Here is a 13,371-nt window from a genome sequence, read left to right as displayed (position 1 = left end):
CACCGTTCACAACCACCCCGACAGCGACGTGAGGAACGCGTCGAAGCTGTCCCGGTGGATCGCGTGCGTGGCGTCCGGCACGGTCCGCACCTCGAACCCCCGCCGTGTCAGCTCCGCCCGCATCTCCCCGCTCACCAGCGTGCTCGGCTCCGCAGCCTGGACGAGGGAGCGGACGAGCGGCTTCTCCGGGGTGTGATCGGCGGCACGGTACGCGGAGAGGGCGAGCGCCGACCTCTCGTCCCAGGCGTCCAGCGCCGCCAACTCGGCCGCGACCTCCCGCTCTCCCCACTGCGGGCGCAGACTCCTGATCAGCAGCCGAGGGGCGCGCTTGAAGAGGGTGAAGACGGCCGGGTCGAGGGTGCCGTCCGGGCCGCCGAGCCGCCAGGCGGGCTCCGAGTAGACGGCACGCTCCGGCTCCAGTTCCGCCACGGCGAGCGCCAGGGCCAGGGCGCCGAGCGAATGGCCCAGCGCCAGCTCCGGTCCGCGGGGCAGTGTCTCCAGCAGGTCCTGTGCGAACAGGTGCGGCGCGTACACACCCCGGCCGCTGGCGCCGTGACCGCGCAGGTCCACGGCGAGGACGCGATAGCCCCTGCCGGTCAGGACCGGGACCAGTTCGTGCCAGGTGTGGTGGTCGGCCATGAGGCCGTGGACGAGGACGGCGACGCGGTCGCCGGTGCCCCACTCCCGGGTGTGCAGTCGCATGCCGCGTCCGCCCTCACCCGGCCGTGGCGGCTTCCTCCGCCGCCGCGGCCGCCAACTCGCCGAAGACGTCGGCGGATTCCGGCAGCACCCACAGGCGTTCCGCCCACCCCGGCGCGCCGAGCTGCCGGCCGTGCCGGACGATCCGTTTGGAGACCGCCTCCAGCACCTGGAGCCGGTAGGGCCACAGCGCCTCCTGCTTGGTGCGTACCGCCGCCTCCGACGCCGGGATCAACACGGGGACCGGCGCGACCTGCTCGCGGCCGACCGCGAGGCGGCCGGCCTCGGCCGTGGCGTCCGCGAACAGCGAGTACGGCATGTCCTCGTAGAACCCGACCCGTTCGGGCTCCAGCGTCTTGCGGGCGATCAGCTCCAGCGCGGCCTGCCGGGTCAGGACGTGGTCGACATGCCCGCCCACGGCCAGCGGTACGAGCACCGGGCCACCGCCCGCCACCTCGGCGGCCAGGTCGGCGCTGACGCGCTCGAACAGCTCCGGCTCCGTCGCACGGGCCGCGTCCACGGCCTGCGGCCCGAGGAAGTAGCCGTCCCGCCAGGCGGCGCGGTCGGCGGCATCCACGTGACCGAGCACGGTCAGTTCCGCGCCCAGCACCCCGCACGCCACCTGCTCCTCTTCCAGCAGCAGGCGCGAGGCGAGCGCGGGACGGCTTCGATAGTGAGGGCGGCGCGTCCACGTCTCGTGCGAGAACACGTCCACCACCCGGCCGCCGAACCGGGCCAGCAGTGCTCCCAGGGCGAGTTGGGCATCGTCCGGGTGGGGAGACAGGAGGGTGAGGGCGCGTGACGGCTGCGAGCGGGGCCGCGGAGCGGCGACCACCAGACCCGCCGCATGCCATCCGGCGATCAACTCCCGTTCCCGGGAGGGCCAGGAGCGGTACGGGCGGGTGCCGTCGCACGCGTGCCACAGTTCCGCGGCCGACGAGGGGAACACGGCCGGATCGACCGGTTCGCCGAGGAACCGCACCTCGGCGCCGTCGAACTCGGTGTGCGGCAGCCGAATCGGCCGGTCGTCCGCCGAGAGTGCGTGCGTTGTGCGCCGGACCAAGGGGGCGGGGGAGGGGCGCTCTGGCATGCGCAGGAGTGTAGACCAAGGGCCGATCATGGAACTATGGGAAGGAGAAAGACAGTCAGAGCACGCGACAGGTCTGTGATCCACTCCGTGATCCGCACGCGACGAGAGGCTCGAACAGCATGTACGTACTCACCCGGGACCTTGCTGCGCCGGAAGCCGCCCGTCTGCGAGAGGCCTGTGAGCGCACCGGACTGCCGCTGAAGGAGCCTGCGGCGCAGGAACCGGGGGGGCTGGCCGCGCACGTCGCCGACGACCTCCTCGTCGCCTTCGTGGCCGCCGAGGCGGACGGCTCGGCTCCGCTCGAACTGCGCGAGATCACCCGCGAAGGCGCCTACGCGGTCCTCGTACAGCCGGCGCCGACCGCCAAGGGCACGCTGGCGGCGCTCCGTTCGGGCGCGGGCTTCGTCATGGCCGCACCGCTCGGCGTCGAACGCCTCGTGTCCTTCCTGACCTACCTGCGGGACGTCGCAGCCCCCGCGTCCGCCCAGATCCTCGACCTGGACGAGACGGGCGTGCTCACCACTCCGTCCGCGTCCGTGCGGCTGTCGGACGCCGAGGCCAAGGCGCTGCGCGCGCTCTCCGACCGCCGGGCCGTCATCGTCCCGCGGCCCGACCTGCTGCGGCTGACCGGCGAGGACCCGCGGGACGTCATCGAGTCGCTGCGGGCCCGGTTCCGGGAGGTCGGCTCGGGCGCCCAGATCCTCAAGGTGCCGCACATGGGGTTCCGGCTCGTCGGGGAAGTGCGGCTGAAGGCCGGCGCGTGACAGCGGCGGACCGCCCGCCGCGCCCGGTTCAGGTGTGGTGGGCCCGCCTGGCCGACACGCACCCGGAACTGGTGGGACTGCTCGATCCCGTGGAACTCGGCCGCTACGAGGCCACGGCCGACCCCGACAACAGGCGCCGCTTCCTCGCAGGCTGCGCGGTCAGCCGGCTGGTGCTCGGCGAACTGCTGGGCGTGCGGCCCGCCGACGTGCCCCTGCGGCGCGTGTGTCCGCGCTGCGGCGGGCCGCACGGCAAGGTCACGCTCGACGTACCGACCGGGAGCGCCCACGCGGACGTCCGCTTCTCCGTCTCGCACAGCGGGGACGTGATCGGGCTCGCCGTCTGCCGTGGCGCGGACGTCGGGCTCGACGTCGAGGACGGCGTCGGCGCCGATGTGGAGAAGGTGGCCCCCCGTGTCCTCGCCGACACGGAGCTGGCCGCTCTGCAAGCCCGCCCGCCCGCCGAACGGCCGGCGGCCTTTCTGCGCTACTGGACGCGCAAGGAGTCCGTCCTGAAGGCGATCGGCGTCGGCTTGCGTGTTCCGCTGCGCCGACTGGAGGTGTCGGATCCCAAGCTCCCACCGGCCGTGTTGAGGTGGCCGGAAAAGATGGATGCCTGCCAAGAAGTGCGCATGGCGGATACGGTGGTTGGCACGACGCACCCCGCGTCAGTCTCGGTGACGGGAACAACCGAAGTGACACTCGTACGGCACGACACGTCGGCGATGATCCGGGCGTGGCGGTAACTCCGTTTATTCTGCATCGACTTCTTTTACGGACCACGGGGAAGGGTTAGGGTCAGATGTCGGACGTCGTGCTGTTGACCCCGCGTGAGATAGCCACGGGGGCACTCAGCCTGAACAATCAGAACGTGACCGTCACCGACGAGGAGTATGTCCAACTCGACCCGGCGCTGCGGATTTTCTACGAGAAGGTCCGGGAGAATCTGGGCCTCGCCTGCATCACAGGATATCTGCGCAATGCCGGACACTCCGTCACATCCCTGAATCTGCACGGCCGTACGCCCAGCGATGAGGCCATCATCGAGCTCATCCGCCGTGAGCGCCCCCGTTTCATCGGTATCAGCATCATGTACGACCTGCACATCATCGATGCCATCCGGCTGATCCGGTGTGCGCGGATCGCCGACCCGGACGTCTTCATCGCCATCGGCGGCGCGTTCTGCACCTACAACGCGAAACTCATCGCCGAGCGGGTACCCGAGGCCGACTGCGTCACCTTCGGCGAGGGCGAGCTGACGGTCGTGGGGATCATGGACCGGCTGACCGCCGGGACCGACTGGCGGGAGACGCCCGGGCTGTTCTACCGCGACGGCGACCGGGTGCGCAGCAGCGGTATGCCCGTGCTGCCGGACCTCGCAAACCTCGTCTGGCCGGCCCGTGACGTGCTGCAGTACCACAAGGCGGCGGGCATCGCGACGCCCGTGGCCTCCACGTTCACCAGCCGGGGCTGCCACGCCAAGTGCACTTTCTGCTATGCGCCCCGCCAGCCCGGAGTGGTGGACGGCTTCTGGCGGATGCGACCGCCCGGTGACGTCGTCGACGAGATCGACTACCTGCAAAGGGAGTTCGGGACCCGTTTCATCTGGTTCAACGACGACAACTTCGGTGGGGCGTTCGGCGACGGCTTCGCGCACGCCGTCGAGTTCGCCGAGACCGTCCTCAGCCGTGGTCTGAAGTTTCAGTTCCACTGTGAGTTCCGGGTCGACTCCGGGCTGATCGACCACGAGGCTCTCGACCTGCTGCACCGGGCGGGACTCTCGTCCGCGCTGCTGGGCATCGAGTCCGGGTCGCCCGGCATGCTGCGGCGGTTCAAGAAGGGCACCACGGTGGCCTACAACCTGGACGCGGCCCGCATGTTCAAGCGCAAGGGCCTCGGCCTCGACCCGGGCTGGATCATGATCGAGCCGAAGACCACCATCGACGAACTCTGGGAGAACCTCGAGTTCATCGTGGCCGCTCGGATCCACGAGGCGGACAACCCGTTCTTCCTGATCAACCGCGCCATCGCGCTGCGCGGCACCGAGATGTACGACAAGATCGAGGAGCCGCTGCCGCTGGCCGACATCGAGGGTCTGGAGGGCGACGCCTACGAGATCCTGCGCACCGCTCGCCGTGACTACCGCGTGCCGGACCCCCGCGTCGAGGCCCTGTGGAGCGCGTGGAGCGAGGTCGGCGAGGAGATCAGCGACCGCAAGGAGAACGTCCTGCCGTTCATCGCCCAGAAGATCGCCCTGGGCGCCCGCCGGCTACGAGGGACGGAGCACAATCCGCGCGCCTTCCTCAGTCGGCTGCGGGCCTGGCGCAACGGGCTGCCGGAGCTGTTCCTCGCCTTCATGAACCATGGACTCGTCCTCGCCGAGACCGACCCGCCCGACCTCGCCGGCCGGCTCACCGCCGATCTGCGGGACCTGGTGGCCGACTACGACGCCGAGCACCTCGGTGAGTCCTTCAAGGAATTCGGCGAGCGGGTGGAGCGCGTCTGCGGCGCCGAGGCCCTCGTCGCGGCGGGAGTGGCCCGATGACCCTGCGCTACGGAGTGGTCGGCTGTGGGCGCGTCTTCCAGCGCTATCACCTGCCCGTCGTCACCGACCACGAGGACTACACCCTCGTCGCCGCCTGCGACACCGACGCCGACAGCGCGCGCTCGGTCCTCGGTGCGGCGGCCGACGGCATCCTGGTCACCACCAGCCTGGAGGAGTTCCTCACGGTCGGCAGGCCGGACGTGGTGGCGGTGTGCACCCCCAACGACGCCCACACCGAGCCCGTGCTCGCGGCCCTCGCGGCCGGGGCGCACGTCCTGTGCGAAAAGCCGCTGGCCGCCGATCTGGCGGAAGCGCGCCGGCTGGCCCGGGCGGCCGGCGCCGACCGGCTCGCGGTCAACCTGCCCTACCGCTTCCACGAGCTGGTGCCGGCGTTCCTGAAGGCGCTGCCCGAGGGCCCCTGTGAGATCACCTTGACCTTCACCACCGCCGGCCAGCGGCTGTGGCGGCCTGTGACGAACTGGTACGGCGACGCGGCGCGGGCCGGCGGCGGGGCACTGGTCGACCTCGGCGCGCACGCCCTGGATCTGCTGATCACCGTCTTCGGACGGCCCCGCCCGGTCTCCTGCCGGGTCGACGCGGCAGGTGTGGAGGAGCGGGTCGTCGCCGACCTGGAGTTCCCGGCAGGTCACGCGAAGCTGCGCATCGATCGCCGCAGCCGGGTCATGGGCCTCACCCTGGAGGCCACCGCCGCCAGTGGCGAGAGCACCGTGCTGGACCTGCGTCGCGGCGAGGTGCGCAGCGCCGCGGGCACGGTCACGGCCGAGGACCGGCGGCCCGAGCTGGCGGCGATCCGCGGCTTCCTCGACACGGTGGCGGGCCGGGCCCGGGGCCGCACGGTGGCCCCGGCGCAGGCGCTGGAGGTGCAGGAACTCATCGCGGCGCTGTACGCCGACGCCGAGTGCGATCAGGAGCTGACGCTCTGAGCGACGCCCTGTCCGGTTGCGGGGGAGTCGGATATGACCGGCCGGAACGTCTCCTTCAGCTCCCGCAGCCGGGCGCGTGAGCGCTCACCCGAGTACAGGTGCGTCGCGCCGATCTCCTCTTCCGTGATCCGGTCCAGGAAGAACAGGTTGATGACGTCGGACGGCGTGGCGCAGGTCTTGCAGAAGCTGAACCGCGGCCGGTCGTGCATGAACAGGTCGTAGTGCTGGTGCGAGCCGTACTGGTCGAGCAGCAGCTTCCGGTCCTGCGCCAGGTTGCCCATCGGTTTGACCCAGGCGTGCGGGCATGCGGAGACGTCGCCCTGGCCGAAGAGCTGGGCCATGGTCGCCGTGACGAAACAGCCGAGGGTGCGCACGTTCGTCTTCAGCTGTTCGGCCATGTGCTCGACGTAGGCGCGCGGCGGCAGGACGTCCGCGAACTCGTCGTAGCGCTCCACCAGCGGCATCAGGTGATTGCCGGGCGGCGGGCCCATGCGCTCCGCGGTGTCGCCGCGCACGGGGAAGAAGTACAGCGTGGTGCTGCCCGCGACCTCGTCGCGCAGGTACTGGGCGAACTCCAGCTGGCCCGCGTAGTTGGCGTCGGTGAGCACCGACTGGATGTCGATGCGCAGCCCGGCCCCGGCCGCCGCGTGGAGACTGCGCATGATGACGTCGTGCAGTTTGGCCTGCTTCGGGGGCAGACGGTGCCGGTTCAGCTCCAGGGTGTGTCCGTCCAGGGAGATGTTCAGCTGGACGTTGCCCATCGCGGCGAGGGCCTCGATGCGCCGTTCGTTGAGGAACACGCCGTTGGTGATGACCTGGACGGTCTCGTAGCGGCGGCTGGCCTCCTGGACGAACTCGGTGGACCCCTTCAGCCAGAAGAACTCACCGCCGGAGAGCCGCAGAATGGGCGCGTCCACGTGCTCGTGGTACATGTCCAGTATCTCGTGCCAGTCCTGACGGCGATCGGTGGTGAGCCGCAGCCGTGCGTCCGGCACGTTCATGAGGAGGTTGTACTCCTCGGTGAGGCAGTAGGAACAGCGCATTTGGCAGAGCTGTTCCTCGATGACCATGTCGTTCATCAGGAAGGGGAGTCGACCGCCTTCTGCCGCCGAGGCGGTGAGTGCGGCACGAAACTTTTCCTTAAGGCGCATGAAAGTCCCCGTTTTGCGGTCGGCTTGGGATTTACGGCCAGGTCGCTCGACGGGTCAACCCTAACTGTTCGTCAACCATGTAGCCATAGGACCCAGTTGCGGCTCCATGAGCGCGCAACATTCTGTACATGTGCGGATCCGGCGGTCTACACGATCCGGGGGTGGACCTTGATCGGCACCGTTGGCTAGCATGCCGTCGGTGAGGGCCGGACAGCCACGGGGGCACTGAAGGCATGAGCGCAATCCGCCGTATCGACGTCACGCTGAAAGACCACGACTACGCCGTCCATGTCGGATCCGGCGCCCGCCGACTGCTGCCGGCCGTTCTGAAGGAACTGGGCGTCGGCCGCGTCGCCCTGGTGAGCGCCGTACCGGAGGGGGAACTCCCCGATCCCGGTGTGCCGTTCACGGTCGTGCCGGTGGCCGACGGCGAGCGGCTCAAGACGCTCGCGTCGGTCGAGTCGTACTGCCGCGCCTTCGTCGCTGCCGGGCTGACCCGGTCCGACGCCGTGGTCGCCTGCGGTGGCGGCACGACGACGGACACCGTCGGCCTGGCCGCCGCCCTCTACCACCGCGGCATCAAGGTCGTGCACCTGCCGACCACGCTGCTCGCCCAGGTCGACGCGAGCGTCGGCGGCAAGACCGCGGTCAATCTGCCTGAGGGCAAGAACCTGGTCGGCGCCTACTGGCAGCCCAGCGCGGTGCTCTGCGACACGGACTTCCTGCACACCCTGCCCCGACGCGAACTGCTCAGCGGCTACGGGGAGATAGCCCGCTGCGCGTTCATCGGCGCCGGCGATCTGCGCGGGCTCGACCTGACCGAGCAGATCGTGGCGAGTGTGACGCTGAAGGCGTCGGTCGTCGCCCTCGACGAACGCGACCGGGGTCCGCGCCACATCCTCAACTACGGCCACACCCTCGGGCACGCCATCGAGCGTGCCACCGACTACGCCTGGCGACACGGCGAGGCGGTCGCGGTCGGCACCGTGTTCGCCGGGCTGCTCGCCGGCCGGCTGGGCCGCGTCGACCAGGACCGGGTGGCCGAGCACCGGGAGATGGTGGAGAGCTTCGGACTGCCCACCTGGCTGCCCTCCGGCGTGCCCGTGGCGACCCTCGTGGAGCTGATGCGGCGCGACAAGAAGGGGCAGGACGCCGATGCCGGACTGACGTTCGTCCTGGACGGCCCCCGTGGGGTCGAACTGGTGCCCGGGGTCGACGAGCACCTGGTCTCCTCCGTCCTGGCGGACCTGCCTTCGGGCGCCGCCCCCACCTCGGCCTGAGGAGCGCCATGCCCGACGCCCCGCCCGGCCCGAGCGCCATCTCGGGCACGACCCGGCTCTACGTGGTCCTGGGCGACCCGGTGGCCCAGGTGCGCGCCCCCGGCCTGCTGAACGAGTTGTTCGCCCGTACCGCGCGGGACGCCGTGCTGGTCCCCGTGCATGTCGGCCCCGACGGCCTCGCGGAGGTGATGTGCGGACTGCGCCGGATGCGCAACCTCGACGGGATCCTCGTCACCGTGCCGCACAAGATCGAGGTGTGCCGGTACGCCGACCTGCTGGGCCCGGCCGCCGAAGTGGCCGGTAGCGCCAACGCCCTGCGCAGGAACCCCGACGGGACCTGGCTCGCCGACAACTTCGACGGCGCCGGCTTCGTCCACGGGCTGCGCGACAACGGCCACGACCCCGCGGGCGCGACCGTCGTCCTGGCCGGGGCCGGCGGCGCCGGACGGGCCGTCGCCGCGGCCCTGCTCACCGCCGGTGTCGCCCGGCTGCGGCTGTACGACCCCGACGCGATCCGCCGGGAGGACGTGCTCGCCCGGCTGGACGCACGCTGGCCGGGTCGCGTGGTGGTCGGCTCCGAGGGCGACTTCGACGGTGACGGCGCCGACATCGCGGTGAACGCGACCCCGCTGGGTATGCGTCCAGGTGACCCGCTGCCCTTCGACCTCGCACGTCTGCCGCGTACCTGCGCGGTCGCCGACATCATCATGAAGCCGGCCGAGACCGCCCTGCTCAAGGCCGCCCGGGAGAGCGGACGGCCCGTGGTGTACGGCCGCCACATGCTCGACAGCCAGGTGCTTCTCTACGAGAAGTTCTTCGCACTGCACGCACCGCAACGAAACGGGAGGTGGGAGCCGTGATCGACCATGCCCAGGCCGTGGCCCTGGCGCAGCGGGCCCTGGCGCACCTGGAGGCCGGCACGACGGACCAGGCCGAGGACGTGCTGCGGGTCCCCGTCACGGAATACCTCGACCCGGACCGGTGGCGGCGAGAGATCGACGTCGTCTTCAAACGGGTCCCGCTCGCGCTCGCGCTCTCCGTCGAACTCCCGGGCGCCGGCTCCTACAAGGCCCTGGACGCGCTGGGCACCCCGGTCCTGCTCACCCGAGGACAGGACGGCGTCGTACGGGCGTTCCTCAACGTCTGCCGCCACCGCGGCGCCCAGCTGTGCCCGGCCGGAACCGGCACCCGGCACCGCTTCCGCTGCCCCTACCACGCCTGGGTGTACGACGACCAGGGCGGCCTCGTCGCCGTGCACAAGCCCGGCACCTTCGGGGACGTCGACACCGCCGAACTGGGGCTGCGCCCCCTGCCCGTCGTGGAGAGCCTCGGCTTCGTATGGGTGTGTCTCACCCCCGGCGCCACGATCGACCTGGACGCCTGGCTCGGGGAGTACGCGCGGGAGCTGGAGCGGCTCGAACTCGACAAGTGGCACGTCTACGAGCAGCGCGAACTGCCCGGACCCGGCTGGAAAGTCGCCTTCGACGGCTACCTGGAGAGCTACCACATCCAGGCACTGCACCGCACCACGTTCGCCCCGACGTCCACCTCCAACCTGATGGTGGTGGACTCCTTCGGGCCGCACCAGCGGATCCTGTACCCGGTCAAGTCGCTCCGGACGCTGCGGGACGTCCCGGTCGAGGACTGGGACCCCGCTCCGCACTGCGGCACGGTCTACACGGTCTTCCCCAACGTGTCGATCGCCGGCACCTGGGAAGGACACGGAGTCGTCTCCCAGATCATGCCCGGCCCGGGCGTGGACCGGAGCAGCACCGTGCAGACCATCCTGACGCGCGTGCCCCCGGTCACCGAGGAGGACCGGCGCTACACGGCGGAGTTCAGCGAACTCGTCGAAAGGGGTGTGGCGGACGAGGACTATCGCACCGGATTTGACGTACAGGCAGCTTTGTCCTCCGGGGCGAATACGCACTTTGTGTTCGGACGCAACGAGTTGGCGTTGCAGCATCACCATCGCTGGCTGGACCGTCTGCTTGCAGGATCCAACTAGGCGCCGACTGAGATGTTTTGAGTCTTAGTCAGGATGGACAGCCTCTGACCCACCGGATAGATTGTCACTCGTCCGAACGAATGAAAGGCTGTCTGTGAACCGCGACGAAGTGCTCCAGGAGATCCACCAAATCGCCAAGGAGTTTGCCGCCTCCAGTGGTCGCACGGTGAATGAGAACAGCAGCAACTTCCTCGAAGCCTATGGATTCACCTCGTTGGACGCGCTGGAGTTCCTGCTTCTCCTCGAGGAGCGGTTCGGTGTGACGTTCGAGGACGAGGACCTCACCGAGGACACGCTCACGTCCGAGGACCGGCTGGCCGACTACGTCGTCGAACGCCTCGGCTGAGTACCGGGAGCCCCGCCATATGACACCCCCCAAGCTGACGGAAGTCGCTGAGGGATTCTCCGTGCACGCCGTCAGTGCGCTGGACGCGCGCTTTCTGTACCGCGAGATGTTCGAAGGCGGAACCTACGCCGGTATTTCCCTTCCGGACGAGCCGTTCGTCATCGACGTCGGGGCGAACATCGGGCTCTTCACGCTGTTCGTGAAGCAGCGGCGGCCCAAGGCGCGCATCGTGGCCTTCGAGCCGCTGCCGGAACTCGTCGCGGCCCTGCACGCCAACGTGGCGGAGTTCGGCCTCCACGACGTGTCCGTGCACGAGACGGCCCTCGGGAGCGAGGAAGTCGCCGGCGTGTCCTTCCGCTACTATCCGCTGCTCCCCAGCAGTTCGACGCTGTACCCGCAGGATCAGGGTCAGCTGAAGGAATTGCTGGGCAGGAGCTTTCCGCCGCGGGTCGTGGAGCGGATGTTTCAGGGACGCGAGACCACCGTCACCGTCGAACGGCTCTCCCGCCACATCGGCACCGACCGACCCGTAGATCTGCTGAAGATCGACGCGGTGGGCTCCGAACTGGAGATCCTGCGGGGTGTCGACGCAGAACTGCGCCCTCTGCTGCGCAATGTGTTCATCGACGTCCAGGACGTGCACGGCCGGGTCGCCGAACTCTGTGCGTATCTGAGGCAGATGGGCCTGGAGCCCAGCGTTCTGAAACCGCCGATGGCGGACGGAGAGGACACGCTGAACCACCTGATCCACGCCGTGCGGCCGTGACACAAGGAATCCTGCGAGCTCAAAGAGGGGGAACACAGGGATGCTGACGCTCGGCCTGGGCGGGTCCAACCACGACTTCGCCGCCTGTCTCGTCTCCGACGGCGTCATCGCCGCCGGGATCGAGGAGGAGCGGGTACGCCGGGTCAAGTACTCGGTCGGAGTCAACTCGCTGTTCAACCAGTCGTGGCGGTACTGCCTCGACATGGCGCAGGCACGCCTCGCGGACGTCGACGTCATCGTCGCCGACGACACGCTGTTGGCACCCGCGTACTTTCCCTTCCGTAAGCGCATCCACCTGATACGCCATCACATGGCCCACGCTGCCAGCGCTTTCTTCCCGTCACCCTTCGAACGGGCCGCCATTCTCGTGGTCGACGGAGCGGGCAGCCTGATCGACGACCAGGGCGTGGAGACCCTCACGACCGCCGTCGGCGAGGGCACCACCATCACCGAGCTGTCCAAGGTGCTCGGCACCAACTGGTCCACCGACGGCCTCAGCGCCCTTCGGGTCTACCAGGCCGGTGACAGCGACCACTCCCTCGGCTACATGTACAAAGCGGTCAGCAAGGCCATCGGCTTCGTCCTGTACGAGAACGAGTACGAGGGCCGCCACTGGTACCTGTCCGAAGACGGCAAGACGATGGGCCTCGCGCCCTACGGAACTCCGCGCTACTGCAAGGAGTTCCGCGAGTACCTCACGCTGCTGCCCGACGGCCGCTACGAACTGCACCTGAAGAACGGCGGACTGCTCGACTTCATCGAGCGCGCCCTCGAAGGCTACGAGGGCGACGAGCGCTTCGCCCGAGCCGCCGATCTGGCCTACGCGGCCCAGGACACACTGGAGGAGACCCTCCTGCACGTCGCCCGCCGGCTCCACGCGGACACCGGGCTCACCGACCTGTGCCTGGCCGGCGGAGTCGCGCTGAACTGCGTGGCCAACGGCCGGCTGCTGCGCGAGACCCCCTTCGAGAACGTCTTCGTGCAACCCGCCGCGGGCGACGGCGGCTGCGCCGTCGGCAACGCCTACTACGGCTACCACGTCATCGCCGGCCGGCCCCGTGAAAAGCCCGCCCGTACCGCCCAGCGCCACGCCTATCTGGGCCGGACCTACGAGGACAGCGAGGTGCGGGCCGCGCTCGACGCCTGCGGACTGCCCTACCGCAAAGTGGACGAGCCGTCCCGGATCGGGGCCGAACTGCTCGCGCAGGGCAAGCTGCTGGGCTGGTTCACCGGCGGGTCGGAGTTCGGGCCGCGTGCCCTGGGCCACCGCAGCATCCTGGCCGATCCCCGGCGCGCCGAGATGAAGGACATCATCAACGCCCGCGTCAAGCACCGCGAGCCGTTCCGGCCCTTCGCCCCGGCGGTGCTGCGCGAGCACGCGGCCGACTACTTCGACCTGGACATCGAGTCGCCGTACATGCTGATCGTGGCCCCGGTCCGGGCCGAGAAGCAGAGCGAGGTCCCGGCCATCGTGCACGTCGACGGCACCGCCCGGGTGCAGACCGTGACAGCCGAGGACAACGGCGCGTACCACCGGCTGATCGCGCACTTCCACCGGTTGACCGGAGTTCCGGTGGTGCTCAACACATCGTTCAACGACAACGGTCAGCCGATCGTCGAGACCCCGCAGCAGGCCCTCGAGTTCTACGGCGGCAGCCGGCTGGACTGGATGATCATCGAAAACTACGTGGTGGCGCACTCGGCCGACGACCTGGACGCTTTGGCGACCTCCCTGTCGTCGGCGACCGGCAGCCCCGCCACCTACTGAGACCGACTGAGAG

Annotated in this window: 13 protein-coding genes; 10 read left to right on the top strand and 3 right to left on the bottom strand. The window is 69.7% G+C overall.

Annotated features, from left to right (window positions below; genetic code table 11):
• Window positions 1-6: 6 nt before the first annotated feature.
• Both QF030_RS03810 and QF030_RS03805 read right to left on the bottom strand, forming a co-directional pair.
• Complete coding sequence (locus tag QF030_RS03810; RefSeq protein WP_307161215.1) at window positions 7-702, bottom strand: alpha/beta fold hydrolase; 696 nt, start codon at window positions 700-702, stop codon at window positions 7-9.
• Between the two features lie 13 nt (window positions 703-715).
• A complete protein-coding gene (locus QF030_RS03805) occupies window positions 716-1,789 on the bottom strand; it encodes a hypothetical protein (protein ID WP_307161214.1) in 1,074 nt (357 codons plus the stop codon).
• A gap of 119 nt (window positions 1,790-1,908) precedes the next feature.
• Between QF030_RS03805 and QF030_RS03800 the strand changes: the two genes are divergently transcribed.
• The 4 genes from QF030_RS03800 to QF030_RS03785 all read left to right on the top strand — a co-directional run bounded on the left by QF030_RS03800 (window position 1,909) and on the right by QF030_RS03785 (window position 6,039).
• Window positions 1,909-2,553, top strand: coding sequence for a hypothetical protein (locus tag QF030_RS03800; RefSeq protein WP_307161213.1), 645 nt, complete (start codon window positions 1,909-1,911; stop codon window positions 2,551-2,553).
• Window positions 2,550-3,296, top strand: coding sequence for a 4'-phosphopantetheinyl transferase family protein (locus QF030_RS03795; RefSeq protein ID WP_307161212.1), 747 nt, complete (start codon window positions 2,550-2,552; stop codon window positions 3,294-3,296). The genes QF030_RS03800 and QF030_RS03795 overlap by 4 nt, the downstream gene beginning before the upstream one ends.
• Window positions 3,297-3,421: 125 nt before the next feature.
• Entirely contained in the window at window positions 3,422-5,095 is a 1,674-nt protein-coding gene (locus QF030_RS03790; RefSeq protein ID WP_307161211.1) for a B12-binding domain-containing radical SAM protein, read from the top strand.
• Window positions 5,092-6,039, top strand: coding sequence for a Gfo/Idh/MocA family protein (locus tag QF030_RS03785; RefSeq protein WP_307161210.1), 948 nt, complete (start codon window positions 5,092-5,094; stop codon window positions 6,037-6,039). The genes QF030_RS03790 and QF030_RS03785 overlap by 4 nt, the downstream gene beginning before the upstream one ends.
• Here QF030_RS03785 and QF030_RS03780 read toward each other — a convergent pair.
• Window positions 6,021-7,190, bottom strand: a complete 1,170-nt coding sequence (locus tag QF030_RS03780) for a radical SAM protein (RefSeq protein ID WP_307161209.1) — start codon at window positions 7,188-7,190, stop codon at window positions 6,021-6,023. The genes QF030_RS03785 and QF030_RS03780 overlap by 19 nt on opposite strands.
• Window positions 7,191-7,423: 233 nt before the next feature.
• Here QF030_RS03780 and QF030_RS03775 point away from each other — a divergent pair, with 233 nt between their 5' ends.
• From QF030_RS03775 to QF030_RS03750, 6 genes are all read left to right on the top strand, one after another.
• The gene (locus tag QF030_RS03775; protein WP_307161208.1) at window positions 7,424-8,470 is read left to right on the top strand and encodes a 3-dehydroquinate synthase family protein; all 1,047 of its coding nucleotides are present in this window, start codon (window positions 7,424-7,426) and stop codon (window positions 8,468-8,470) included.
• Between the two features lie 8 nt (window positions 8,471-8,478).
• A complete protein-coding gene (locus tag QF030_RS03770) occupies window positions 8,479-9,330 on the top strand; it encodes a shikimate dehydrogenase family protein (protein ID WP_307161207.1) in 852 nt (283 codons plus the stop codon).
• Complete coding sequence (locus QF030_RS03765) at window positions 9,327-10,478, top strand: aromatic ring-hydroxylating oxygenase subunit alpha (RefSeq protein ID WP_307161206.1); 1,152 nt, start codon at window positions 9,327-9,329, stop codon at window positions 10,476-10,478. The genes QF030_RS03770 and QF030_RS03765 overlap by 4 nt, the downstream gene beginning before the upstream one ends.
• Before the next feature lie 94 nt (window positions 10,479-10,572).
• The gene (locus tag QF030_RS03760; protein ID WP_020129798.1) at window positions 10,573-10,824 is read left to right on the top strand and encodes a phosphopantetheine-binding protein; all 252 of its coding nucleotides are present in this window, start codon (window positions 10,573-10,575) and stop codon (window positions 10,822-10,824) included.
• A 61-nt stretch (window positions 10,825-10,885) separates the two neighbouring features.
• The gene (locus QF030_RS03755; protein WP_307161205.1) at window positions 10,886-11,590 is read left to right on the top strand and encodes an FkbM family methyltransferase; all 705 of its coding nucleotides are present in this window, start codon (window positions 10,886-10,888) and stop codon (window positions 11,588-11,590) included.
• A 40-nt stretch (window positions 11,591-11,630) separates the two neighbouring features.
• Complete coding sequence (locus QF030_RS03750) at window positions 11,631-13,358, top strand: carbamoyltransferase family protein (protein WP_307161204.1); 1,728 nt, start codon at window positions 11,631-11,633, stop codon at window positions 13,356-13,358.
• Window positions 13,359-13,371 lie beyond the last annotated feature (13 nt).

Source organism: Streptomyces rishiriensis (assembly GCF_030815485.1).
In the GTDB taxonomy this organism is placed as follows: domain Bacteria; phylum Actinomycetota; class Actinomycetes; order Streptomycetales; family Streptomycetaceae; genus Streptomyces; species Streptomyces rishiriensis_A.
The sequence above is the reverse complement of the archived record's forward strand: the minus strand, read 5'-3'. Positions and strand labels throughout refer to the sequence as shown.

Bases quoted from the DNA above. Each gene is read 5' to 3' on its own strand.
- QF030_RS03810 (WP_307161215.1), bottom strand. From the start codon at position 702: ATGCGACTGCACACCCGGGAGTGGGGCACCGGCGACCGCGTCGCCGTC.
- QF030_RS03805 (WP_307161214.1), bottom strand. From the start codon at position 1,789: ATGCCAGAGCGCCCCTCCCCCGCCCCCTTGGTCCGGCGCACAACGCAC.
- QF030_RS03800 (WP_307161213.1), top strand. From the start codon at position 1,909: ATGTACGTACTCACCCGGGACCTTGCTGCGCCGGAAGCCGCCCGTCTG.
- QF030_RS03785 (WP_307161210.1), top strand. From the start codon at position 5,092: ATGACCCTGCGCTACGGAGTGGTCGGCTGTGGGCGCGTCTTCCAGCGC.
- QF030_RS03780 (WP_307161209.1), bottom strand. From the start codon at position 7,190: ATGCGCCTTAAGGAAAAGTTTCGTGCCGCACTCACCGCCTCGGCGGCA.
- QF030_RS03775 (WP_307161208.1), top strand. From the start codon at position 7,424: ATGAGCGCAATCCGCCGTATCGACGTCACGCTGAAAGACCACGACTAC.
- QF030_RS03770 (WP_307161207.1), top strand. From the start codon at position 8,479: ATGCCCGACGCCCCGCCCGGCCCGAGCGCCATCTCGGGCACGACCCGG.
- QF030_RS03750 (WP_307161204.1), top strand. From the start codon at position 11,631: ATGCTGACGCTCGGCCTGGGCGGGTCCAACCACGACTTCGCCGCCTGT.